Genomic DNA, 22,847 nt, shown 5'->3' on the forward strand with positions numbered 1-22,847 from the left:
CAAACTAGGCCACCGCTCCGTCTGCCGCGAGCGCGGCTTGATCGCCAGCCGAAATGTCGGCCGCCCGCGGCATGACGGCACCTTTTGACCGGCATGTAACCGCGGCGACACTCTGGGCGTAGGCCAGCAAGTCCTTAAGCGTCTCACCATCGAGGTGGCGTAGCCTCTCGTAGGACAACGATCCGTCCTTCTGCAACATCGCAAGTAGACCGCACATGAACGCATCCCCCGCCCCGACCGCGTCGACGATCGGCCCGAGGCGTGCCGGAACGTGGCTCTCCCCGGCCGCCGTCCACGCGAACGCGCCATCCTTCCCGGCGGTCAGCACCGCAAGCCCGGCGCCCGACCCGACGAGGTCGCGCATGTACGCGACCGGATCTTTTTCCCCGAGGATCTCGAGATCGGCAAGACTCGCCTTCGCGATGCCCGCACGGCGCGAGAGGCGCAGGAGGCGCGCGCGGTAGCCGGCGAGGTCGTGGATGGAGGGCGGGCGCACATTATAATCGATCGCGACGAGCGGCGCGGTCGCCGCGAGCGCCTCGATCGCGTGGGCGACGGGCTCGCGCGACAGAACCGCCGAGCCGATCACCAGGCAGGTCGCCCCGTTCGGCACGGCCGGCGGGGCCATCTCGTTCATCACCCGGTCCGGATCGGCGATGTTGTAGCGCGGCTCCTCGCCCGAGAGGTCCACCACGGCGACCGGCGTCGCGCGGTCGGTGAGACGCACGGCGGCGGTGACGACGTTTTCCACAGCCAACGCGCGCAGCAGGTCCTGGCCGAGGCTGTCATTCGACAACTCCCACAGGTAGCCCGCCTGTCCGCCGAGACGTGCAATGCCGAGCGCCACATTGTAAAGCGACCCTCCGAGCACCGGCCGATAGAGGATGGTCCCGTCCATCCGCTCCGGCATCAGATCCACGAGGGCTTCGCCGCACGTTACAATCACGCCACCCTTCTCCGAAGCTCCTCCTGGCCGCCCCAGCCTGACCGTACGATCCTGCACCCAACTTGAGACGGCTACCCTTGCCGTTAACGCCCGGATATCACGTTGTATTTCAATGCAAGAGGTTCTTACACGATTCTCCAGCTCACTTGATCACACGCCCGTCCGCGCCTGGTCCTTAATTGTCACAATCTATGGGGATTGTGTCATGCCGCGCGGCGGGGAATTGTGGCTCGGGACGCTGACGGAGCTGCTCGGCGCGCTCGACGTCGAGGCGGGCTCCACGCGCACGGCGATGAGCCGCCTCGCGCGCGACGGATTCCTGAAGCGCCGCCGGGTCGGGCGGACGAGTCACTATGCGCTGTCGGCGGACGCGATGGCGCGCTCCCACCGGGCCGAGGCGGTCATCTACCGCACGCACGCGCCGCAGGCCGCGCCGGGCTGGGACCTCGTGGTCGCCCTCCCCCCGGCCCGGCCAGACCGCAAGGCGCTCGCCGAGGCCGGCTATCAGAGCCTCTCGCCCGGCCTCTTCGTGCGCCCGCACCACGCAAAGGGCGTGCGCTTTCCCGGCGCGATCCACCTGTCGGCCACCGGCGACGACGCGCTCCTCGCCCAGACCGTCTACGCGCTCGACGACATCGCGGCGCGCTACCACACCTTCATCGAGGCAAGCCGCGTCCTCGCCCGCCACGCCGAGGGGGCGGCGCCGCTGGAGGCGCTCGCGATCCGCGTCGCGCTCGTCCACGCCTTCCGCCGCATCACCCTGCGCGATCCGCACCTTGCCGCGAGCGCGCTTCCCGCCGACTGGCCGGCGGACGAGGCCTACGCCGCCTTCGCCGCCCTCTATCACACCGTCCGCCCCGCCTCGGAGCTGTGGCTCGACGCGCACGGCCAGAACGCCAAGGGCCCCCTCCCCCCGCCCGACATCGCGCACCGCTTCGCAGACGCCCCGGAGGAGGCCGACGCCTGAACATGTGACAGTTTTCAGCTTGACGCAGCTCAACTCGTCACACATCTTACGTTGGGGAGAAAACGAAGGGGCGGCCGATGTACACGCAAGCCTTGAACAACCTCGACCTCAATGAGGACGGCGCGGTCGATCCGCGTGAGGCCCGCTTCATGGCCCGGGTCGACGCCGAGGAGCGCATCGAGCCCAACGACTTCATGCCCGAGGGCTACCGCAAGACGCTGGTGCGCCAGATCGCACAGCACGCCCATTCCGAAATCATCGGGATGCTGCCGGAGGGCAACTGGATCACCCGCGCGCCGTCGCTGCGCCGGAAGGCCGCGCTCATCGCCAAGGTGCAGGACGAGGGCGGACACGGACTCTATCTCTATTGCGCGGCCGAGACGCTCGGCAAATCGCGCGAGGAGATGATGGACGAGCTCGTCGAGGGCCGCGCCAAATATTCCTCGATCTTCAATTATCCGACGCTGACCTGGGCCGATATCGGCATGATCGGCTGGCTCGTCGATGGCGCGGCGATCATGAACCAGATCCCGCTCTGCCGCTGCTCGTACGGCCCCTATGCGCGGGCGATGATCCGCATCTGCAAGGAAGAGAGCTTCCACCAGCGCCAGGGCTACGAGCAGATCATGACGCTCGCCGCCGGCACGCCGGAGCAGAAGGCGATGGCGCAGGACGCGCTGGACCGCTGGTGGTGGCCCTCCATCATGATGTTCGGCCCGCCGGACGCGGCCTCGATCCACTCCGCGAAGTCGATGGCCTGGAAGATCAAGCGCTTCACGAACGACGAGCTGCGCCAGAAATTCATCGACGCGACGGTGCCGCAGGCGCACCGGATCGGCCTCGAAATCCCCGACCCCGACCTCCGCTTCGACGAGGAGAGCGGCCACTGGGTGATCGGCGAGATCGACTGGGACGAGTTCAACCGCGTCCTTGCCGGCGACGGCCCCTGCAACGCCGACCGCGTCGCGACGCGCAAGGCCGCACAGGAGAGCGGCGCCTGGGTGCGCGAGGCGGCGCTGGCGCACGCCGAAAAGCGCGCCCGCCGCGATGCTGCCGAGGCGAAAGCGGCCGCCTGAGGCCCCGCCTCCACCAACAACAACCGCCGGCGAATTGCGGCCGGGACGCGCAAGCCTCAGACGCGACCGCGCCCCCCGCCCGACCGGCAGAGACCAGCGCGGTGCGCCGCGCGCCCTGGGAAACACCCGATGAGCAGCCTCACGCCCCTTTGGGAAGTCTTCATCCGCACCCGCAACGGCATGGCCCACCGCCATGTCGGCTCGGTGCACGCAGCCGATTCGGCGCTCGCCCTCCAGGCCGCGCGCGACGTCTACACCCGGCGCGGCGAAGGGCTCTCGATCTGGGTCGTCCCGTCGAGCGTGATCACCGCGTCCGACCCGTCCGACAAGGAGGAGATGTTCGAGCCGACGGCCTCGAAGGTCTACCGCCACCCGAGCTTCTACGACATCCCGGACGACATCGAGAATATGTGAGGCCGCATGTCGACGCTCGTCCTCTCCTCCCCCTCGCCGCACCTTAACTACTTGCTGCGCCTCGCGGACGACCAGCTCATCCTCGGCCATCGCCTGTCGGAGTGGACGGGGCACGCGCCGATGCTGGAGGAGGACATCGCGCTCGCGAACATCGCGCTCGACCATATCGGCGCCGCCCGCTCCCTCTATGACCGGGCGAGCGAGATCCATGGCGAGGGGCTGACCGAGGACGACTACGCCTATCGGCGCGATGCGCGGGCCTATCTGAACTGCCTCCTGGTGGAGCGGCCCAACGGCGACTTCGCCCACACCATCGTGCGCCAGCTCTTCTATTCCGCCTTCGCCCTTCCGCTCTGGGAGGCGCTCACCCGCTCGGCCGACGAGACGCTCGCCGCGATCGCGGCGAAGTCGGAGAAGGAGGCGCGCTACCATGTGCGCCATTCGGGCGACTGGTTCATCCGCCTCGGCGACGGCACGGACGAGAGCCGCGCGCGCATGGAGGCAGCGATCGCCTCGCTCTGGCCCTATACGGGCGAATTGTTCGAGGCGGACGCGGTCGTGACCGGGCTCGTCGGCGAAGGGATCGCGGCCGATCCGGCGGCGATCGAGCCCCTGTGGCGCGAGACCGTCGCCGCCGCCTTCGAGGAGGCGGGGCTCGCGATGCCGATCGCGCGGGGCGCGCAGACCGGCGGGCGCAGCGGGCGGCACACCGAGCATCTCGGCTTCATCCTCGCCGACCTGCAATATCTCCAGCGCGCCTATCCGGGAGCGTCGTGGTGATGGCCGCCGTCCCCTCCGCGCCCGCCGCGACGCGCACGCCCGACGAGGCGCGGGCCTGGGCGGCCGCAGCGACCGTGATGGACCCGGAGGTCCCGGTCCTCACCATCGAGGATCTCGGCGTCCTGCGCGCCGTGCGCGAGGAGGACGGGCGCATCGTCGCGACCATCACCCCCACCTATTCGGGCTGCCCGGCGATGGACATGATCGCGATCGAGGTCGAGATCGCGCTGCGCAATGCCGGCTTTCGTGACGTGAAGGTCGAGCGCGTCCTCTCCCCGGCCTGGACCACCGACTGGATGAGCGCGGACGGGCGGCGCAAGCTCGCCGCCTACGGGATCGCCCCGCCGGCAGAGGGCGCCGGCAGCGGGCGCAGCGCCCTCTTCGGCACCGCCGCCATCGCCTGCCCCCGCTGCGGCAGCACCCACACGACAAAGATCTCCGAGTTCGGCTCAACCGCCTGCAAGGCGCTCTATCGCTGCGAGGCGTGCCGCGAACCCTTCGACTATTTCAAATGTCACTAGATCCGACCGACGACACCGAGACGCTGTCCGAGCCGATGCTCCGGCCGCGCTTCCATCCGCTGAAGATCCGCGACGTGCGGCACGAGACGGAGGACGCGGTCTCGATCGCGTTCGACGTGCCGGACGACCTCGCCGACCGCTTCCGCTTCGCGCCCGGTCAGTACCTGACTTTGCGCCGCACGATCGGCGGGGAGGAGGTGCGCCGCTCCTACTCGATCTCCTCCGGGCTCGACGAGGGCGAGATCCGCATCGCGGTGAAGCGCGTCGATGGCGGCCTCTTCTCCGCCTTCGCGAACGAGGAGCTCGGCGCGGGCGACATCATCGAGGTCATGCCCCCGGCGGGTCGCTTCGTGCTGCCGGAGGCGACCGGGCCGCGCACGATCGTCGCCTTCGCGGCCGGGTCCGGCATCACGCCGGTCTCCTCCCAGATGCGCACCGTGCTGGTGCGCGAGCCGCAATCGCGCGTCTTCCTCTTCTACGGCAACCAGACCTCGCGCTCGATCATCTTCCGCGAGGCGATCGAGGATCTGAAGGACCGCTATATCGACCGCTTCTCGGTCCACAATGTCCTCTCGCGCGAGGCGCAGGACGTTCACGCCCTCAACGGGCGGATCGACGGGGAGAAGGTCGCGGCCTTCATGCGCCACATCGTGCCGCTGGAAACGGTCGACCATTTCATCCTGTGCGGGCCGACGGAGTTTCTCGAAGGCTGCATCGGCGCGCTCCAGGATCTCGGCGCGCCGCAGGAGGCGATCCTCGTGGAACGCTTCACCACCGAGGACGGACCTGTGCGAAGGCGCGGGCCCATCCCGCCGGTGGTCGACGAATCAGAGAAGGCGCGTGTATCGCTCACCCTCGACGGGGTGACGACCGAGCTTCGCCTCGCGCCGGGCGAGATCATTCTCGACGCCGCCATCGAAGCCGGGCTCGACGTGCCCTATAGTTGCCGGGGCGGGATGTGCTGCACATGCCGTGCGAAGGTGACCGAGGGCGCCGTCTCCATGGCCCTCAACTACTCGCTGAGGCCGGACGAGCTGGCGGACGGATTCGTCCTCACCTGCCAGTCCACGCCCACAACCGGGACGGTGGCTGTGGACTATGATGCTGCCTAAAGGCGTGATATCGCGGCTAAAAACTGTGTGATCCGGGTGACTGTAACGTGCTGCAACAGCAATTGAGCGCGTTTTGGCCACCAATTGGTTCCTGGTAACTCCTTCGTTGCCTTCTGCGTGTTACTTCAGTTGGCATGCAAACGATTCATGTTGGCGTGGTCGGTACCGGGTCGTTCGGTCGTCACCATGTCCGCCATCTCAGTCAGCATCCTCGGGTCCGCCGCGTCACGGTCGTCGATCTCGACCGCGAGCGTGCTGAGGCCGTCGCGGCACCGCACGGCGCGTCGGTCGAGACCGATCTCGACGCGCTCGAGGTCGACGCCGCCGTCGTCACCGTCCCGACCGAGCATCACCGCAGCGTCGCCGAACGGCTGATCGCGCGGGGCGCGCACGTCTTCATCGAGAAGCCGATCGCGGGCACCGACGCCGACGCCGCCGCCCTCGTCATGGCGGCCGAGCGCGCCGGGGTGGTCGTCCAGGTCGGTCACATCGAGCGCTTCTCCACCGTGTTCCAGGCCCTCGCGGCGCGTGCGTCCGGGACCACGAAGATCATCGCGCGGCGGCACAACATGCCCCGCCCCGTCCCGCCGACGGCCGACGTCGTCCTCGATCTCATGATCCACGACATCGACCTCGCGCTGACGCTCGCCGGCGCGCCGGTGCGCGAGGTGATCGCCACCGCGCCGGACGGCGCCGAGGGCGAGGCCGCCGCCGCCACGCTGCGCTTTGCCAATGGCATCGTCGCTGAGATTTCCGCGAGCCGCCTTGCCGCCGAGACGGAGCGCACCCTCACGGTCCACGACAGCGCCGGCCTTCTGAGGGCCGACCTTGGCGCGGGCACCCTCTCCCGCGAGGCCGATGGTCTCGCGGTGCCTCAAGAACTGCCCGTCGCGCACGACAATCTCGCCGTCGAGATTGACGAGTTCGTGCGCGCGGCGCTTGGCGAGGCGACCCCCAGTGTCGACGGCAGGGCCGCGTGTTCCGCCCTCGTCGTCGCCAACCGCGTCCGCGCGGCCCTTGCCAACTCCAAGCTTCAGCTGACTGCCTAGAGGTCGACACATGACTGCCATTCTCGCACGGGTACCGGCGACTGAGTCCCAGCCGATCCCGCTCTTCGACCTGAAGCGTCAGCAGACGAGGCTTCGCCACGACATCGACCGGCGCATCGCCCGCGTGCTCGACCATGGCCAGTTCATCCTCGGCCCCGAGGTCACCGAGCTCGAAACCGAGCTTGCCGCCTTCGCGGGCGTCAAGCACTCGATCGGCGTCTCCTCCGGCCGCGACGCGCTCATCATGGCGCTGATGGCGATGGGCGTCGGCCCCGGCGACGCGGTTCTGGTCCCCGCCTTCACCTTCTCGGCGACCGCCGCGGTGGTGATCTCGGTCGGCGCGACGCCCGTCTTCGTCGACGTCGACATCGTCACCTACAACATGGACGCCGACGCGATCGGCCCGGCCGTCGCGGACGCCAAGAGCCGCGGCCTCACCCCGCGCGCGGTGATGCCGGTCGACCTCTTCGGCCGCCCCGCCGACTATGTCGCGCTGAAGGCCGCCGCCGACGAGCACGGCCTGCCGCTGATCGCGGACGCCGCGCAGAGCTTCGGCGCCTCCACCGCGGGCGGCCGGGTCGGCGCGCTCGCCCCGATCACCTGCGTCAGCTTCTATCCGACGAAGCCGCTCGGCGCGTTCGGCGACGGCGGCGGCATCCTCACCGACGACGACGACCTCGCGAGCGCGGTGCGCCAGATCCGCACCCACGGCCGCCAGGGCGACGGCGACGAGGCGATGCGCATCGGCATGACCGGTCGCCTCGACACGATCCAGGCCGCGATCCTCCTGTCGAAGCTCTCCGTCTTCAAGGCCGAGCTCAACCGCCGCGCCGAGATCGCCGCCATCTACGATTCGCGCCTCGAAGGCGTCTGCGGCCTGCCGCCGGTGGACGTTGCCGAGACGCGCTCGGCCTGGGCGCTCTACACCATCCGCGTCCCCGATCGCGACCGCGTGCGCGCCGCGCTCGCCAGCCGCGATATCGGCACCGCCCTCTTCTATCGCGTGCCGCTCCACCGCCACCCGGCCTTCAAGGGCCTCCTCAGCGGCAACGAGCGTCTCGATGTCGCGGAGCGGCTGTCGAACGAGGTTCTCAGCCTGCCGATGGGCCCGGATCTCACCGACGAAGAGGCCGATTTCGTCGCCGACGCGCTGATCGCCAGCCTCTGATCAAGGCCTGATCGCCAAAAGGTGACATAGCACGCATTGTCCGGCACAGTGTCCCGAACCATGTAGCGATCGGGACAACCCTGGAGCATTTGCCGGATGAGCGAAAAACCCATCGACCTTTATTACTGGCCGACCCCCAACGGCTGGAAGGTCTCCATCATGCTCGAGGAGCTCGGCGTTCCCTACAACGTCATCTACGTCAACATCGGCGCGGGTGATCAGTTCAAGCCAGAGTTCCTCGCCATCTCCCCCAACAACCGCATGCCGGCGATCATCGATCATGACGGCCCGGACCACCGGGAGATCTCCGTCTTCGAGTCCGGCGCGATCCTCCAATATCTCGGCCGCAAGTCCGGGAAATTCTACCCAACCGACGAGCGCAAGCGGGTCGAGGTGGACGAGTGGTTGATGTGGCAGATGGGCGGTTTCGGCCCGATGCTCGGCCAGAACCACCACTTCAACGTCTACGCCCCCGAAGACCTGCCCTACGCCAAGAAGCGCTACACCGACGAGACGCACCGCCTCTATGGCGTGCTCAACAAGCGCCTCCAGGGCCGCGAGTTCATCTGCGGCGACTATTCCATCGCGGACATGGCCTGCGTCGGCTGGGCGAACGGGTGGGAGCGCCAGAAGATGGACCTCGAGGAGTTCCACAACGTGAAGCGCTGGCTCGCCGCCGTGACGGCGCGGCCCGCCGTGCAGCGCGGCATGGCGCTCGGCAAGGAAGAGCGCGCGCGGTCGAACCTTGCCACCGACAAGGCCGCGCAGTCGGTCCTCTTCGGCCAGCGCGCCCGCGCCTGAGGCCAATACAGCGCCGCCCACACTGGGTGGCATCGGACAGAACAAACGGGCCGCGGCGCTTCCTCGCCGCGGCCCGTTCTTTTATGCGCCCGGCCGTCGGCGCTCGCTCCGAAAGCACGAATTGCCAAAGTTTCGTGCAGCATTCACGCTGCGCAAGAACCGGGCATCCAGTCTCCAGCGTGTGTCAAAGCCTTTTTCGAACCAACTCCCCGCGAAACAACGAAATTTCTGCTCGTTTTTAGCTGACAAAAAAGTAAGATTCGGGTTGCGAGCCCGTAACTTCAGCACTCGCGCCCCAACAAAACTTTGATGTTGGGCGGCGCTAAATAAACGCGGAGGAATATATGCGTGCCTTGAACACCGTCGCGATCCTCGCGATGGCTTTCGCCTGTGGCACAGCGGGAGGCAGCGCCCTCGCGCAAGATGCTTCAGCGGACAAGCCGAACATCCTCGTGATCTGGGGTGACGATATCGGGCAGTCCAACATCTCGGCCTACACTTTCGGCCTGATGGGGTACCGCACGCCCAATATCGACAAGATCGCCGCGCAGGGGATGATGTTCACCGATTACTACGGCGAACAATCCTGCACGGCGGGCCGCTCTTCATTCATCATGGGCCAGTCGGTCTTCCGCACCGGCCTCTCCAAGGTGGGCCTGCCGGGCGCCGAGCTTGGCATGCGCATCGAAGACCCGACCATCGCGGGTCTTCTGAAAGGCGAGGGCTACGCCACCGGCCAATTCGGCAAGAACCATCTCGGCGACCGGGACGAGCACCTGCCGACCAATCACGGCTTCGACGAATTCCTCGGCAACCTCTACCACCTCAACGCCGAGGAAGAGCCGGAGAATCTCGACTATCCGGGCGACCTCGTGATGCCCGACGGGCGGACCTTCCGTGAGCGCTTCGGCCCGCGCGGTGTCATCAAGTCCTCGGCCGACGGCGAGATCGAGGACACCGGCCCGCTGACGCGCAAGCGCATGGAGACGGTGGACGACGAGACCGTCGCCGCCGCCCTCGACTTCATCCAGCGCAAGACCGATGAGGGCGTGCCCTGGTTCGTCTGGTGGAGCGGCACGCGGATGCATTTCCGCACCCACGTGAAGCCGGAGCTTCGCGGCATCTCGGGCCAGGACGAATACGCCGACGGCATGGTCGAGCACGACATGCACATCGGCCAGTTCCTCGACAAGCTCGACGAGCTCGGCATCGCCGACAATACGATCGTGTTCTACTCGACCGACAACGGCCCGCACATGAACTCGTGGCCCGACGCCGGCATGACTCCGTTCTGGAGCGAGAAGAACACCAACTGGGAAGGCGGCTGGCGCGTCCCGGCAATGGTCCGCTGGCCGGGCCACATCGCCGAAGGGGCGGTGAACAACCAGATCGTCCACCACATGGACTGGCTGCCGACCTTCCTCGCCGCGGCCGGCAACGACCACATCAAGGAAGACCTTCTCACCGGCGTGACGATCTCCGAGCTCGGGCGCGACTACAGGGTCCACCTCGACGGCTACAACATCCTGCCGATGCTGACCGGCGAGACGGACACGAGCCCGCGCGAAGAAATCTTCTACTTCTCCGACGACGGTGACATCATGGCGCTGCGTTGGCGGGACTGGAAGCTCGTCTTCATGGAGCAGAAGGCGTGGGGCACGCTGCGCGCCTGGATCGAGCCGATCACCCCGCTGCGCATCCCGCTGATCTTCAACCTGCGGCGCGACCCGTACGAGCGGTCCTACCGCACGTCCAACACCTATTATGACTGGCTGCTGGACCGGGCCTACTTCCTCGTCCCCGCCCAGCAATATGTGGGGAACTTCCTCGACACCTTCACCGACTACCCGCCGCGCCAGAAGGCGGCGAGCTTCTCGCTCGACCAGGTTCTGGAGAAGCTGTCCGCCCCCGCCCAATAAGGCGCGATGCTCCGGCGGCCCCCGCCGGAGCCCCGACATCGTGCGGACGCCGCGCCCCCGGCCCGGCGCCCGCCTTTTCTGCGATACAAGATGGGAGGCAAAACGATGACGCAGCTCCTGTCCGGCTGCGATATCGCGATCCTTGAAGCCTGTATGCGGGCGTCATTGGACGAACGGGTGTTCGACCGGGAAGAATTTCACACCATAATGGGTGTCGACCCGTCGCAGATGAGGGATATCCTCGACGATATGCCGGACGTCGACCTTAGAAAGGATGCTGTCGTTGTCGCGATAAACAACGCGACCCTGAATATTATCGGCTACCCGCATCGTAATTCCAGAGAAATTGAGTCTATATTAGGCCGATCGATTGGAGACATCGAACTTGTGTTCGAGAGATGGCGTAAATTCGTTGGCTGCAAGCCGGCCTCGTTTTGCGACTGAACGCTGGCTCGTCTCCCCGCGTGCGCACGGGCGGCGGGGATCACACCCGGATCTTGGCATGACCGCTCGGGAAAGCGGACGACCTTCATGCCGCACGAACCAATGGATGAGCAGGTGACTGAGACCTTGGACACGGACGCCGCGCGCGCCGGGATCGAGACGCTGCGGGCGCGGATGGGCGAGGCGATCGTCGGCCAGCGCGAGGTGATCGAGCGGCTGATCATCGGCCTCCTCGCCAACGGCAACCTCCTCGTCGAGGGCCTTCCGGGCCTTGCCAAGACGCGCGCGATCAAGGCGCTCGCGCGCAATCTCGAATGCGATTTCAGCCGCATCCAGTTCACGCCCGACCTCCTCCCCTCGGACGTCACCGGCACCGAGGTCTATTATCAGGCCGAGGGCGGCGGTTCGTTCCGGTTCGAGGAGGGGCCGATCTTCGCCAACATCGTGCTCGCCGACGAGATCAACCGCGCGCCGGCGAAGGTCCAGGCCGCGCTGCTCGAGGCGATGGAGGAGCGGCAGGTCACCGTCGCGGGCAAGACGCACAAGATGCCGCCCCTCTTCATGGTGATGGCGACGCAGAACCCCATCGAGCAGGAAGGCACCTATCCGCTACCCGAGGCGCAGATGGACCGCTTCCTGATGCACGTGATGATCACCTACCCGCCCGTCGAGGACGAGGTGGCGGTGATCCGCATGGTGCGCGCGGAGGAGATCGCCGCGAACGCGCCGCCCGCCGAGGACGCCAAGCCGGCCGCCGCCATCGCGCCGCTCTCGCAGGAGGTGGTCTTCGCGGCGCGGCGCGCGATCGGCGCGGTGCACGTCGCCGACGCGATCGAGCGCTACATGGCCGACCTCGTGAACGCGACGCGCGCGCCCGAGGCCTTCGGCGACGACCTCAAGCGCTGGATCGAGGTGGGGGCGAGCCCGCGCGCCTCGCTGGCGCTCGACCGGTGCGGCCGCACCCACGCCTTCCTCGCCGGGCGCGACTATGTCGACCCCGAGGACGTGCGCGCCATCGCGCCCGACGTGCTGCGCCACCGGCTCGGCCTCAGCTACGAGGCGCAGGGCGAAGGGGTGAGCGCGGACGCCGTCGTCGCCGAGATCATCCGCCAGGTGGCGCTGCCATAGGGGGACCGGCGATGCGGGACCGCGCGGCACGGATGAGGACGGGGACGCTGCCGGGCGCACGCGCGGCCGCGGCGGAGGACCCGCGCATCCGCGTGAGCCTCCCGCATCTGCGCGCCCTCGAAGGGCAGGCGCGGCGGCTCAGCTTCCTGCCCCGCCAGCCGGCGCGCTCGGTGCTGAACGGCCGCCACGCCTCGCGCCTCAGGGGACGGGGCCTCAATTTCGAGGAATTGCGCGACTATCTCCCCGGCGACGACGTGCGCTCGATTGACTGGAAGGTCACCGCGCGCACCGGCACGCCGCACGTGCGCGTGATGACGGAGGAGCGCGACCGGCCCGCCCTCATCGTCGTCGACCAGCGCATGTCGATGTTCTTCGGCTCGGTGCTGAACATGAAGGCGGTGACGGCGGCGGAGGCCGCGACGCTCGCCGCATTCCGCATCCTCGACCAGGGCGACCGGGTCGGCGGCATCGTGTTCGGCGATGCCGCGATCGCCGAGATCCGCCCGCAGCGAAGCCGCCGCGCGCTCGACCGCTTCGTCACCGCGCTCGCCGACGCGAACGGCCTCCTCTCCGCAGAAGCCCCCGCCGTGGAGCCGATGTCGCTCACCGAAGTCCTGCGGCGGGTCGCCCGCATCGCCACGCGCAACCACCTCGTGATCGTGATCAGCGACTTCGACGTGGTGGATGAGGAGACCGAGCGCCTCGTCGCGGCGATCGCGCGCCACAACGACCTCGTCCTCGCCCTCGTGAGTGACCCGTTCGCCGACGCCGTGCCCCCCGGCCAGCGCATCGTCGTGTCGGACGGGATGCTCCAGGCCGAGATCGACACCGGCGACCGCACCATCCACCGCCGCCTGGCGGAGATGTCGTCCGGCCGGATCGCCGCGATCCTCGATTGGCAGCGCCGCTTCGGCGTCCCGGTCCTGCCGCTCTCCTCGGCGGAGGAGACGCTGCCGCAGATGCGACGCCTGATGGGGCTCGCGCCCGGATGAACGGGGATGTGCCGCACGTCGACAATCTCGTCGACTATATCAACCGCCTCGCCGAGCCGCCGGTCCCCGCCCCCGTGCCGCTGACGCCGGAGACCGGAGGTTGGGTCGTGCTCGCAATCCTCCTCGCCCTCGCCCTCCTCGCGCTTGTCTGGTGGGTGGTGCGGCGACGCCGGGCGAACGCCTACCGCCGCGCCGCGCTTATCGCGCTCGCCGCCGCGGGGGACGACCCGGCCGAGATCGCGGCGATCCTGCGCCGCACCGCGCTCGCCGCCTGGCCGCGCACCCGCGTCGCGAGCCTCACGGGCGAGGCCTGGCTCGGCTTCCTCGACGCCTCCGGCGGCGACGGCGCGTTCAAGGCGGGGCCGGGCCGCGCGATCGTCGAGGCGCCCTTCCGCGCCGACGCCGCGCCCGCGCCCGGCCTCGCGGAGGCCGCCGAGCAATGGGTGCGCCACCACCGGCACGGGGCGGACGGGCCATGATCTCGCTGGGCCTGCCTTGGGCGCTCCTCCTCCTGCCGCTGCCCCTCCTCGTGTGGTGGCTCGTCCCGCCTCACCGCGAGGCGGTGCCCGCGCTCCGCTTCCCTTTCTTCCGCAGGATCGTGGAGACGAGCGGCGCGGCGCCGGGGCCGGGCGCCGTGGTGCTCACGCGCCGCCGCCTCCAAATGGCCGCCGCGATCGCGGTCTGGGCGCTCCTCGTCCTCGCCCTCGCCGAGCCGGAGCGGGTCGGCGCGCCGGTCGAGATCACCCGCGCCGCCCGCGACGTGGTGCTCGCGATCGACATCTCCGGTTCGATGGACACGCGCGACTTCCGCGGCACCGACGGCGCGCCCCAGCAACGCCTCGCCGCGGTGAAGACGGTGCTGCGCGGCTTCGTGGAGGGCCGCGAGGGCGACCGCATGGCGCTGATCGTGTTCGGCTCCAAGGCCTATGTGCAGGCCCCGCTCACCGACGACCTCACCACGATCCTCGAACTCCTCGACGACACCGCGGTCGGGATGGCCGGTCCGCACACGGCGCTCGGCGACGCGATCGGCCTTGCGATCCGCACCTTCGAGGCGAGCGACATCGAGCAGCGCCTCCTCATCCTCCTCTCCGACGGCAGCGACACGGCGAGCCGGATGAGCCCGGTGAACGCGGCCGAGATCGCGGCGGACAAGGGCGTCGCGATCTTCACCATCGGCGTCGGCGACCCGAACGCGTCGGGCGAGAACCGGGTCGACCTCGACGCGCTGAACGACATCGCGCGGCGGACCGGCGGCGAATATTTCTACGCCGCCGACGAGGCCGCGCTCGACGCCGTCTACGATCGCATCGACACGCTCGCCCCGCGCGAGGTGGAGACGCTCTCCTACCGCCCGCGCCAGTCGCTCGCTCACATCCCGCTCGCCCTCGCCGCGCTGATCGGCCTCCTGTCGACCGCCTTCCTGCATTTCACCTCCCGCCGGAGGGCCCTCGCATGAGCGAATTCGCCCTGGCGCTCGACGCGTTCCACTTCATCCGGCCGGCCTGGCTTCTCCTCCTCCTGCCGATCGCCGCGCTCTGGTGGCACGTGCGGCGCCATCGCGGGCAGCGGGCGCTGCCGCAGGCGGGCCTCGCCCCGCACCTCCATGCGGCGCTGACGGTCGGCGGTGGCGGCCGGCGACGCTTCGTGCCTATCGACGGGGTCACGCTCGTCCTCGCGCTCGCCACCCTCGGTGCGGCGGGGCCGACATGGTCGCGCGTGCCGGACCCGTTCGTCGCCCAGTCCGCGCCCCTCGTCGTCGTCCTCGAAGTGACGCCCTCGATGGAGACGAGCGACATCGCCCCCTCGCGTCTCGCGCGCGGCAAGCAGAAGATCCGCGACCTCCTCGACCTGCGCGCAGGGGCTCGCACCGCGCTCGTCGCCTATGCCGGGACGGCGCATAGTGTGGTGCCGATGACGGAGGATCCGGGCGTGATGGTCCCCTATCTCGAAGGGCTCGACCCCGCCGTGATGCCCCAGGAGGGGAACCGCGCGGCCGCCGCCCTCACCCTCGCAACCGGCATCCTCGCCGGGGAGGACGGGCCGGGCGGGATCCTCTTCGTCACCGACGGGATCGATCCCGCCGACGTCGCCGCACTCGACGGCGCGCCGGCGCTGGCGGCCCTCGCGATGCTGCCCGAGGGCGTCGCCGACAGGGGCCTCGATACGCTGTCGGCGCCGGTGATCCGCGTGAGCCCGGACGGGTCGGACGTCGCCCGGATCGACCGGACGCTGAACGCCGCCTACCGCGAGGCGATGCTCCAGAACAGCGACCAACCATGGGAGGACCGGGGCAACTGGCTCGCACTCCCCGCCGCCCTGCTCGGCCTCCTCTGGTTCCGCCGGGGGTGGACGATGCGCTGGGCCGTCCTCGCCCTCTTCCTGGCGCTCGCCCCGCCGCCGGCCGAGGCCGGGCCGATCGACTGGTTCCTGACGCCCGACCAGCAGGGCCGCCTCGCCTTCGAGAACCGCGAGTACAAGCGCGCCGCGACCCTCTTCACCGACCCGCTCTGGCGCGGCTACGCCCTCTATCGGGACGGGCAATACAAAGAGGCGATGGACGTGCTCGGCCGCCTCGACACGGCCGAGGCCGCGTTCATCGCGGGAATGGCGGCGATCAAGGGGCAGACCTATCGCGACGGGGTGCGCGCGTTCCAGACCGCGCTCGACCGCGATCCGGACTATCCGAACGCCGCGGAGAATCTCGCCGTCGCGAAGGACATCGTCGACTACATCGAGCGGGTGCGCGAAGCATCCGATACCGGCGAGGATCGCGGCATCGGTGCGGACGATGTCGTCTTCGACAACGAGTCGGGCCGCGGGGCGGAGACCGAGATCGAGGGGCCGGACGATGGCGGCCCCGCCATCCTCACCACCGAGGAGTGGATGAACACGGTCGACACCCGCACCGGCGACTTCCTGCGCCAGCGCTTCGCGATGGAGGCGAACCGCAAGCCCCAGGCGGACACGGCGGGCACGGCGGGCGCGGCGGAGACACCGCGATGATCCGCGCGCTCCTCCTCCTCCTCGCCCTCCTCGCCCCGCACCCGGCGTGGGCGCAGGACGACACCGCCCCGCGCCTCACCATGGACGTCGACAAGACCGAGACGGTGCCGGGGCAGGCCGTCTCGATCCGCCTCACCGTGCTGGTGCCGACCTTCATGCCCAACCCGCCGATCTGGCCGAGCTTCGAGGCGCCGAACCTCCTCGTGCGCGTCGCCTCGACCGGGCCGACGAGCCAGCGCATCGGCGGGGAAACATGGGCCGGCATCAGCCGCCGCTATCTCGTGACGCCGATGGTGCCGGGCCGCGTGACGCTGCGCTCCGCCGCCGTGACCGTCACCTATGCGGACCCGGAGACCAACGCGCCGGTGAAGGCGACGCTTCCGGCCGAGCCGATCACCCTCACCGGAACGATCCCGCCGGGCGCGGAGGGGCTCGACCCCTTCCTCGCCGCAGACGCGGTGAGCCTCAAGGAGACCGTCGAGGGGACGCCGGACGCGATGGTGCCTGGCGACAGCGTGACCCGCACCGTGGTCGCGAGCATCCGCGGCACCTCCCCGATGTTCCTGCCGACCCTCCTCCCGCCGACGCCGATCGACGGGGTGCGGCTCTACCCCGACGAGCCCGTGCTGGAAGAGAAGAACGAGCGCGGCGCGATCACCGGGACGCGCACCGAGCGGGTGACGATGGTGGCCGAGGGCGGCGGATCCGGCGCGGCGGCCCCCGTCGCGCTCGACTGGTTCAACCTGCGCACCGGCAAGGTGGAGACCGCCCGCGCCGAAGGCTTTGCGGTGAAGGTCGACGGCCCGCCGGCCGCCTCCACGCTGCCGGCCGAGCCCGTCGACTGGCGCGCCGTCGCGCTCGCCGCCATTCTCGGCCTCGCCCTGGTGGGGGCGCTCGTCGCGCTCGTGCGCCGGGTCGGCCCGCCGCTTCTCGCCGCGATCCGCGTCCGGCGCGCGGCCCGCCTCGCCTCCGAAGCGCACGCCTTCTCCGTCCTGATGCGCACCATCGCGGCGCACGACCATCCGGCCCTGCGGCCCGCGCTCGACACCTGGGCCGCCCGCGCCCACGGCCCCGACCCGCGCGAGGACCCCGGACTCGCCGCAGCCCTCGCCGCCCTCGGCGCCGCCCGCTACGGCACGCGGACCGGCGACGATGCCGACGCCTGGCAAAAGATCCGCGCCGCGCTGCAAGACGTGCGACAAAGGCAGGCGGACCACCGCATCACGACCGCCCTTCCTCCATTGAACCCGGCCGTATGAAATTGAAACTGTCCCTCACCGCCCTCCTCGTCGCTCTGTCGACCTTCCTCGCGCCGATGGCGGTGGGCCAGGACGCGCCGGATTATGTGGGCTCAGCGACCTGCGCGACCTGCCATATGGACGTCACCGAGCGCTGGGCCGGATCCGACCACGCGCTCGCCTGGACGAAGCCGACGGCCGAGACGGTCAAGGCCGATTTCCACGGGACGGAGTTCACCCACGACGGGATGACCGCGCGCTTCCGGGTCGAGAAAGGATCCTACTACGTCACCGTCACCGAGAAGGACGGCACGACGCGGGACTATCGGGTCCACTCCGTCGCCGGGGTGAAGCCGCTCCAGCAATATCTGATCGAGACCGAGCCGGGGCGCCTCCAGAGCTTCGATGTCGTCTGGGACACCGAGAAGGGCGGCTGGTTCCACCTCTATCCGGACCAGAACCTGCCGCCGTCCGACGCCCTGCACTGGACCGGCCCCTACAAGAACTGGAACGGGCGCTGCGCGGTCTGCCACGCGACGGGCTTTGAGAAGAATTACGACCCGCACGCGAAGACCTTCGCCTCGACCGCGGTGGAGATCAGCGTCGGTTGCGAGGCCTGCCACGGGCCGGGGAGCGCGCACGTCGACGCAGCGAGGGCGCCCGGCGGCGCGGCGTCTCCCGTCCCGCTCCTGATGTCGAAGGCGACCGAGCCGCAGGCGATGATCGAGCAGTGCGCCGGATGCCATTCGCGCCGCGCCGCCTACGAGGCCGACAGCCCGACACCCGGCACGCCCTATCACGACAGCTACCAGCTCTCGGTGCTGCGCCCCGGCCTCTACCATGCCGACGGGCAGATCCTCGACGAGGTCTATGTCTATGGCTCGTTCCTGCAGTCGAAGATGTATGCGCGGGGGGTGACCTGCCTCAACTGCCACGACCCGCACTCGACCGAGCTGAAGGCCGAGGGCAACGCCGTCTGCACCCAGTGCCACAACCCGGCCGGCAACCCCGCCTTTCCGACGCTGCGGCCCGCCGACTATGACAGCCCCGCCCACACCTTCCACGCCGAGGGCACCGAAGGCGCCGCCTGCAAGAGCTGCCACATGGTCGAGCGCGTCTACATGGGCAACGACTGGCGCGCCGACCATTCGTTCCGCATCCCGCGGCCGGATCTCTCGGCCGCGACCGGCGCGCCGGACGCCTGCACCACCTGCCACACCGACCGCGACGCCGCCTGGGCGGCGGACCAGATCGCGGCCTGGTACCCCGACCCGCGCAATCGCGGGCCGCATTACGGCACGGTCTTCGCGCGCGGGCGCGAGAACCCGGCCGCGGCCGCGGGCGACCTCGCCGCGATCGTGGAGGACGAGGGGCAGTCCGGCATCGTGCGCGCGACGGCGCTGTCGCTCCTCGAAGGGTCGGGCGATGCCGCGATCGCGGAGCGCCTCGCCACCTATCTCGCGGACGATGACCCGCTGGTGCGCAGCGCCGCGGTGAGCATCCAGCGCCTCGCCCCGCCGCAGGACCGGGTGCTGCGCCTCCTCGACCTCCTCGACGATCCATCCCGCTCGGTGCGGATGGAGGCCGCGCGCGCCCTCCTCGACGCGCCGATCGCCCGCCTCCCCGGCGTCCACGCGCAAAATCTGCAGAACGCGCTCGCCGAATGGCGGGCCTCGCTCGCGAGCAATCTCGATTTTCCGGAGACCCACCTCCAGCTCGGCGGCCTCGCGCTCGTGATGCGCAATGCGCCGGCGGCGAGCGCAGCCTTCCGCGAGGTGGTGGAGATGGACCCGCAGCGGATCGACGCCTGGGTGATGCTCGCGCGCATCGCCGCCTCGACCGAGGGGACGAACGCCGCGACGCAGATCCTGCGGGACGCGCACGCCGCGAACCCGGACGATCCGACGATCCGGGCCTATCTCGGGTTGCCGGCCGGGGCGAACTGAGCCCCCGCCGGCCTTGGTGCCGCCCCGCACCCATCGGCGCGGGGCGTTCGCGGACCTCAGGCCGCGATCGTCATGCCGGCCTTAGGCCGCGGCGTGGTGGAGGCGCTGCGTGAAGACCGGCGAGCGCGTCGCGCCCGAGAGCGCCTTCGCCCCGGCGAGGATCGCGAGATCGACGAGCGGCTCCAAGAGGATCACCGTCATGTAGGCTCCGCCGAAGGAGGCGACGGCGGTGAGGTTCGCGGCCGTGAAGCCGCCCCCATAGAGCGCCCAGAAGGCGACCCAGGCGACGATCCCGCCCTGATAGGCCGTCGAGAGGGAGAGGGCCTGGAGGTAGGTCACCTCCACATAGGGCGTGCGCGGCGCGATGATGCGGCGCGCGAGCAGGCTGAGCCCCCAGAGCGGCACGATGAGCGTCGTGACGTTCATGCCGTATTGGGGCAGGTCGAACGGGGCGAAGAAGAGGCCCTGGATGAGGAGCCCCAGCGCGAGCCCGATCGAGGCCGCCCCGGCGCCGAACATCAGGAAGAGCGTGGAGCCGAGGATGAGATGGACCTCGGACACGCCGACCGGATGATGCGGCAGGATCTCGAAGAAGCCGAAGACGAGCGCGGTCGTCGCGAGGCTGCGCACCGCGAGCGCGGCGAGGCCGCCATCGTTGCGGATGCTGTCGGCCGCCATCTTGCCGATGAGGGCGAACGAGGCCGCCGCCGTCGCATAGGAGAGCGTGATCTTGGCGCCGTCGACGACGCCAGGTTCAATGTGCATGGATTGTCCTTTCCGCACCCACCGTGCGGTTTTGCTTCAGGTTGCCATGAGACGTCATGGCGCGCCGATGGCAGGTCTCCTGGCTTGCGGGTCCTCGCTCGCCCCACCTTCCCGGCCGTCGGCCAGTGGCGTTTCGGGGTTCGCTCGCCGCTCACAGTTGCGGGGGCAGCCGCGGATTAGAGTCCCGGATTGGGTCCCTCTCACCGCGTTCCCTTTTCATCTCCGGAGCTTCTGCTCGTGGAGAACCATCGGGCGCGACTATCCTGGATCGGGCGCGCCGCTTCAAGGCCCTGCCCGCTTCGTTTCGTGGGGATGTGGATGCGTCTAGGCCAAGGCGCGGCGGCGCACGCCGAGACCGCGCGCGGCGAGCCGCTCCACCAAGGCGAGGCCGAGCTCGATCGTCATCGCGAGGAGCGCCGCCGGGAGCGCGCCGGCGAAGAGGCGCACCGGGTCCATCATGGCGATGCCCTGGAGGATGAGGTCGCCGAGCCCGCCCGCCCCGACAAAGGCGGCGAGCGTCGTCACCGCGACGCCCTCCACCGCCGCCGTCCGCACGCCGCCGAGGATCGCGGGGAGCGCGAGCGGCAGGCGCACGAGGAGGAGCGACTGGCGCCGGTCGAGGCCGAGGGCGAGGTCGGCCTCGGCAAGGGCAGGGTCGATGCCCTTCAGCCCCGTATAGGCATTCAGATAGATCGGCAGGAGCGCGCGCAGCGTCAGCGCCACGATCGCCGGGGCGAATCCGATGCCGAAGATCGGCACGGCGAGGCCGAGGAGCGCGATCGAAGGCACGCACTGGGCAAGGTTCGCGAAGGCGAGCGACCAGCGCGCGACGGACGGGATGGACACCGAGGCGATCGCGAGCGGCAGGCCGATCGCGATCGCGAGACCGATGGCGCTCGCCGTCAGCGCGATGTGGTCACCGGTGAGCCTCAGGATTTGCGTCTGGTGGGACGCGAAGAAGTCGAGGAGATCGCCGATCATAGGCGGCCCGCGAGCCGTTCGAGCTGGCGCAGCGCCGCGTCGAGCGCGAGCGCCAAGAGGACGATCGGCAGCACCCCGGCGACGATCGTGTCGTTGTCGAGCGTCGCGATCCCGCGGAAGACGAGCCGGCCGAGCCCGCCCGCCCCGATATAGGCCGCGATCGTCGCGATCCCGACGCCCATCACGGCCGCGACGCGGATCCCGGCGACGATGAGGGGGAGCGCTGCGGGAAGGTCCACCATGCGCAGGCGCTGCCAGTCGGAGAGGCCGAGCCCGATCGCGGTCTCGCGCTGGGCCGCCGGCACCCCGGCGAGCCCGACCGCGGTGTTGCGGGTGATGACGAGCAGCGAATAGACCGCCTGCCCGATGATGGCGGTGTCCGTCCCGAGCCCGGTGATGGGAATCAGGAAGGCGAAGAGGGCAAGGCTCGGCGTGATGTAGAGGAGGCCGGTCACGAGGAGGACCGGCATCTCCAGCCGCCGGAACCGGTCGACGAGGATGCCGAGCGGCACCGCGATCACCACGGCGAGGAGGATCCCGCCGAACACGATGGCGGCGTGCTCGCCGAGGAGCTTCAGGATCTGGTCGGGGTGGGCGAGGATGTAGTTCACGACGGGTCGGCCCGGCCGATCGCCGCGACGATGGCGTCGAACACGGCGGCGATCGCGACGGGTCCCTTGCCCGCGGGCACGAGGTCGATCCGGGCCGGGAGCGGCTCGCCCGCCGCGAACCGGGCGAGAAGCGCGGCGAGCGTCGTCGACGCGGGGACGCTCATCGCTGGGCCCGAGAGGTCCACCGGCGCGCGCGGCAGGTCCGCGATCTCGGTGAGCCGCACCACCTCCGACGCCCCGACCTGCTGGAGGAAGCGCTGCACGAAGGGGCCGCTCGGCTTCAGGAGGAGATCGCGCGGGCTCGCCTGCTGGACCACCCGCCCCTCATCCATCAGCACGATGCTGTCGGCGAGCGCGAAGGCCTCCGACAGGTCGTGGGTGACGAGGATGATCGTCTTGCCGAGCCGGCGCTGGATCGCCTTCAGCTCGGACTGGAGCTGGGGGCGCAGGAGCGGATCGACCGCGCCGAACGGCTCGTCCATCAGGACGATGTCGGGATCGGCCGCGAGCGCGCGGGCGACCCCGACGCGCTGCTGCTGCCCGCCCGAGAGCTCCGCCGGATGACGGTCGATGAGCGCGTCGGAGAGGCCTACCAAGGTGAGGAGCTCGGCCGCCCGCGCTCGCCGCCGCGCGCGCCCCTCCCCCGCAAGGCGGAGCGGGAGGGCGATGTTCGCCCCCACCGACATGTGCGGAAAGAGGCCGACCTGCTGGATGACGTAGCCGATGCTGCGCCTCAGCCGCACCGGGTCGAGCGACTCGATGTCCTCGCCGCGCACGCGGATGGTGCCGCCGTTCGCCGGGACGACGCGGTTGATCATCTTCAGCGTCGTCGTCTTGCCGCAGCCGGAGGGGCCGATGAGGACGCAGATCTCCCCCTTGCCGACCGAGAGCGACACGTCGCGCACCGCCTCGAACGCGCCGAAGCGCTTGTCGACGCCGACGAGCTCGACCGCGAAGGGGGAAGAGACGACGTCCCGCAACGC

The 22,847-nt window shown here is 69.7% G+C and carries 23 protein-coding genes and 1 riboswitch; of the genes, 18 read left to right on the plus strand and 5 right to left on the minus strand.

Features of this window, described 5'->3' with window-relative positions; genetic code table 11:
• Positions 1 to 4: 4 nt before the first annotated feature.
• Entirely contained in the window at positions 5 to 946 is a 942-nt protein-coding gene (locus DBV35_RS27460; protein WP_170135055.1) for a PfkB family carbohydrate kinase, read from the minus strand.
• 112 nt (positions 947 to 1,058) lie between these two features.
• Between DBV35_RS27460 and DBV35_RS27465 the strand changes: the two genes are divergently transcribed.
• From DBV35_RS27465 to DBV35_RS27550, 18 genes are all read left to right on the plus strand, one after another.
• A complete protein-coding gene (locus DBV35_RS27465; RefSeq protein ID WP_170135056.1) occupies positions 1,059 to 1,913 on the plus strand; it encodes a PaaX family transcriptional regulator in 855 nt (284 codons plus the stop codon).
• A 77-nt stretch (positions 1,914 to 1,990) separates the two neighbouring features.
• On the plus strand, positions 1,991 to 2,989 hold the full coding sequence (gene paaA, locus DBV35_RS27470) for a 1,2-phenylacetyl-CoA epoxidase subunit PaaA (RefSeq protein WP_108663615.1): 999 nt from the start codon (positions 1,991 to 1,993) through the stop codon (positions 2,987 to 2,989).
• A 129-nt stretch (positions 2,990 to 3,118) separates the two neighbouring features.
• A complete protein-coding gene (gene paaB / locus DBV35_RS27475; RefSeq protein WP_108663616.1) occupies positions 3,119 to 3,403 on the plus strand; it encodes a 1,2-phenylacetyl-CoA epoxidase subunit PaaB in 285 nt (94 codons plus the stop codon).
• A 6-nt stretch (positions 3,404 to 3,409) separates the two neighbouring features.
• The gene (gene paaC / locus DBV35_RS27480; RefSeq protein ID WP_108663617.1) at positions 3,410 to 4,183 is read left to right on the plus strand and encodes a 1,2-phenylacetyl-CoA epoxidase subunit PaaC; all 774 of its coding nucleotides are present in this window, start codon (positions 3,410 to 3,412) and stop codon (positions 4,181 to 4,183) included.
• Positions 4,183 to 4,704 (plus strand): 1,2-phenylacetyl-CoA epoxidase subunit PaaD, encoded by a 522-nt coding sequence (paaD, locus tag DBV35_RS27485; RefSeq protein WP_108663618.1) that lies wholly within the window; start codon positions 4,183 to 4,185, stop codon positions 4,702 to 4,704. Before paaC ends, paaD begins: the two co-directional genes overlap by 1 nt.
• Entirely contained in the window at positions 4,695 to 5,816 is a 1,122-nt protein-coding gene (paaE, locus tag DBV35_RS27490; RefSeq protein WP_245944126.1) for a 1,2-phenylacetyl-CoA epoxidase subunit PaaE, read from the plus strand. The genes paaD and paaE overlap by 10 nt, the downstream gene beginning before the upstream one ends.
• A 155-nt stretch (positions 5,817 to 5,971) precedes the next feature.
• Positions 5,972 to 6,865 (plus strand): Gfo/Idh/MocA family protein, encoded by an 894-nt coding sequence (locus tag DBV35_RS27495; protein ID WP_170135057.1) that lies wholly within the window; start codon positions 5,972 to 5,974, stop codon positions 6,863 to 6,865.
• A gap of 10 nt (positions 6,866 to 6,875) precedes the next feature.
• Positions 6,876 to 8,033 (plus strand): DegT/DnrJ/EryC1/StrS family aminotransferase, encoded by a 1,158-nt coding sequence (locus tag DBV35_RS27500; RefSeq protein ID WP_108663620.1) that lies wholly within the window; start codon positions 6,876 to 6,878, stop codon positions 8,031 to 8,033.
• 96 nt (positions 8,034 to 8,129) lie between these two features.
• Entirely contained in the window at positions 8,130 to 8,834 is a 705-nt protein-coding gene (locus DBV35_RS27505) for a glutathione S-transferase N-terminal domain-containing protein (protein ID WP_108663621.1), read from the plus strand.
• Positions 8,835 to 9,178: 344 nt separating this feature from the next.
• Complete coding sequence (locus DBV35_RS27510; protein WP_170135058.1) at positions 9,179 to 10,753, plus strand: arylsulfatase; 1,575 nt, start codon at positions 9,179 to 9,181, stop codon at positions 10,751 to 10,753.
• A gap of 105 nt (positions 10,754 to 10,858) precedes the next feature.
• Positions 10,859 to 11,197: a hypothetical protein gene (locus tag DBV35_RS27515; RefSeq protein ID WP_108663622.1), complete on the plus strand. Its 339-nt coding sequence runs from the start codon at positions 10,859 to 10,861 to the stop codon at positions 11,195 to 11,197.
• A gap of 174 nt (positions 11,198 to 11,371) precedes the next feature.
• On the plus strand, positions 11,372 to 12,325 hold the full coding sequence (locus DBV35_RS27520; protein ID WP_245944133.1) for an AAA family ATPase: 954 nt from the start codon (positions 11,372 to 11,374) through the stop codon (positions 12,323 to 12,325).
• Positions 12,326 to 12,357: 32 nt separating this feature from the next.
• Positions 12,358 to 13,317, plus strand: coding sequence for a DUF58 domain-containing protein (locus DBV35_RS27525; protein ID WP_211100060.1), 960 nt, complete (start codon positions 12,358 to 12,360; stop codon positions 13,315 to 13,317).
• Positions 13,314 to 13,796 carry a DUF4381 domain-containing protein gene (locus DBV35_RS27530; RefSeq protein ID WP_108663625.1) on the plus strand — a complete coding sequence of 161 codons (483 nt, stop codon included), beginning with the start codon at positions 13,314 to 13,316 and terminating at the stop codon, positions 13,794 to 13,796. Before DBV35_RS27525 ends, DBV35_RS27530 begins: the two co-directional genes overlap by 4 nt.
• Positions 13,793 to 14,776 (plus strand): VWA domain-containing protein, encoded by a 984-nt coding sequence (locus tag DBV35_RS27535; protein ID WP_108663626.1) that lies wholly within the window; start codon positions 13,793 to 13,795, stop codon positions 14,774 to 14,776. The genes DBV35_RS27530 and DBV35_RS27535 overlap by 4 nt, the downstream gene beginning before the upstream one ends.
• Positions 14,773 to 16,323, plus strand: coding sequence for a VWA domain-containing protein (locus DBV35_RS27540; RefSeq protein ID WP_108663627.1), 1,551 nt, complete (start codon positions 14,773 to 14,775; stop codon positions 16,321 to 16,323). The genes DBV35_RS27535 and DBV35_RS27540 overlap by 4 nt, the downstream gene beginning before the upstream one ends.
• The gene (locus DBV35_RS27545) at positions 16,320 to 17,582 is read left to right on the plus strand and encodes a BatD family protein (protein ID WP_108663628.1); all 1,263 of its coding nucleotides are present in this window, start codon (positions 16,320 to 16,322) and stop codon (positions 17,580 to 17,582) included. Before DBV35_RS27540 ends, DBV35_RS27545 begins: the two co-directional genes overlap by 4 nt.
• On the plus strand, positions 17,579 to 19,507 hold the full coding sequence (locus tag DBV35_RS27550) for a multiheme c-type cytochrome (RefSeq protein WP_211100061.1): 1,929 nt from the start codon (positions 17,579 to 17,581) through the stop codon (positions 19,505 to 19,507). The genes DBV35_RS27545 and DBV35_RS27550 overlap by 4 nt, the downstream gene beginning before the upstream one ends.
• 81 nt (positions 19,508 to 19,588) lie before the next feature.
• Here DBV35_RS27550 and DBV35_RS27555 read toward each other — a convergent pair whose 3' ends face one another.
• The 4 genes from DBV35_RS27555 to DBV35_RS27570 all read right to left on the minus strand — a co-directional run bounded on the left by DBV35_RS27555 (position 19,589) and on the right by DBV35_RS27570 (position 22,844).
• Positions 19,589 to 20,272, minus strand: a complete 684-nt coding sequence (locus DBV35_RS27555; protein ID WP_108663629.1) for an energy-coupling factor ABC transporter permease — start codon at positions 20,270 to 20,272, stop codon at positions 19,589 to 19,591.
• 53 nt (positions 20,273 to 20,325) lie between these two features.
• A riboswitch (cobalamin riboswitch) is annotated at positions 20,326 to 20,537 on the minus strand.
• A 59-nt stretch (positions 20,538 to 20,596) separates the two neighbouring features.
• Complete coding sequence (locus tag DBV35_RS27560) at positions 20,597 to 21,253, minus strand: ABC transporter permease (protein WP_108663630.1); 657 nt, start codon at positions 21,251 to 21,253, stop codon at positions 20,597 to 20,599.
• The gene (locus DBV35_RS27565; protein ID WP_108663631.1) at positions 21,250 to 21,864 is read right to left on the minus strand and encodes an ABC transporter permease; all 615 of its coding nucleotides are present in this window, start codon (positions 21,862 to 21,864) and stop codon (positions 21,250 to 21,252) included. Before DBV35_RS27565 ends, DBV35_RS27560 begins: the two co-directional genes overlap by 4 nt.
• The gene (locus tag DBV35_RS27570; protein WP_108663632.1) at positions 21,861 to 22,844 is read right to left on the minus strand and encodes an ATP-binding cassette domain-containing protein; all 984 of its coding nucleotides are present in this window, start codon (positions 22,842 to 22,844) and stop codon (positions 21,861 to 21,863) included. Before DBV35_RS27570 ends, DBV35_RS27565 begins: the two co-directional genes overlap by 4 nt.
• Positions 22,845 to 22,847 lie beyond the last annotated feature (3 nt).

The sequence above is a fragment of the Acuticoccus kandeliae genome (assembly GCF_003073115.1).

Bases quoted from the DNA above. Each gene is read 5' to 3' on its own strand.
- DBV35_RS27465 (WP_170135056.1), top strand. From the start codon at position 1,059: ATGCAAGAGGTTCTTACACGATTCTCCAGCTCACTTGATCACACGCCC.
- paaA (WP_108663615.1), top strand. From the start codon at position 1,991: ATGTACACGCAAGCCTTGAACAACCTCGACCTCAATGAGGACGGCGCG.
- paaB (WP_108663616.1), top strand. From the start codon at position 3,119: ATGAGCAGCCTCACGCCCCTTTGGGAAGTCTTCATCCGCACCCGCAAC.
- paaC (WP_108663617.1), top strand. From the start codon at position 3,410: ATGTCGACGCTCGTCCTCTCCTCCCCCTCGCCGCACCTTAACTACTTG.
- paaD (WP_108663618.1), top strand. From the start codon at position 4,183: ATGGCCGCCGTCCCCTCCGCGCCCGCCGCGACGCGCACGCCCGACGAG.
- paaE (WP_245944126.1), top strand. From the start codon at position 4,695: ATGTCACTAGATCCGACCGACGACACCGAGACGCTGTCCGAGCCGATG.
- DBV35_RS27500 (WP_108663620.1), top strand. From the start codon at position 6,876: ATGACTGCCATTCTCGCACGGGTACCGGCGACTGAGTCCCAGCCGATC.
- DBV35_RS27505 (WP_108663621.1), top strand. From the start codon at position 8,130: ATGAGCGAAAAACCCATCGACCTTTATTACTGGCCGACCCCCAACGGC.
- DBV35_RS27510 (WP_170135058.1), top strand. From the start codon at position 9,179: ATGCGTGCCTTGAACACCGTCGCGATCCTCGCGATGGCTTTCGCCTGT.
- DBV35_RS27515 (WP_108663622.1), top strand. From the start codon at position 10,859: ATGACGCAGCTCCTGTCCGGCTGCGATATCGCGATCCTTGAAGCCTGT.
- DBV35_RS27520 (WP_245944133.1), top strand. From the start codon at position 11,372: ATGGGCGAGGCGATCGTCGGCCAGCGCGAGGTGATCGAGCGGCTGATC.
- DBV35_RS27525 (WP_211100060.1), top strand. From the start codon at position 12,358: ATGAGGACGGGGACGCTGCCGGGCGCACGCGCGGCCGCGGCGGAGGAC.
- DBV35_RS27530 (WP_108663625.1), top strand. From the start codon at position 13,314: ATGAACGGGGATGTGCCGCACGTCGACAATCTCGTCGACTATATCAAC.
- DBV35_RS27535 (WP_108663626.1), top strand. From the start codon at position 13,793: ATGATCTCGCTGGGCCTGCCTTGGGCGCTCCTCCTCCTGCCGCTGCCC.
- DBV35_RS27540 (WP_108663627.1), top strand. From the start codon at position 14,773: ATGAGCGAATTCGCCCTGGCGCTCGACGCGTTCCACTTCATCCGGCCG.
- DBV35_RS27545 (WP_108663628.1), top strand. From the start codon at position 16,320: ATGATCCGCGCGCTCCTCCTCCTCCTCGCCCTCCTCGCCCCGCACCCG.
- DBV35_RS27550 (WP_211100061.1), top strand. From the start codon at position 17,579: ATGAAATTGAAACTGTCCCTCACCGCCCTCCTCGTCGCTCTGTCGACC.
- DBV35_RS27555 (WP_108663629.1), bottom strand. From the start codon at position 20,272: ATGCACATTGAACCTGGCGTCGTCGACGGCGCCAAGATCACGCTCTCC.
- DBV35_RS27560 (WP_108663630.1), bottom strand. From the start codon at position 21,253: ATGATCGGCGATCTCCTCGACTTCTTCGCGTCCCACCAGACGCAAATC.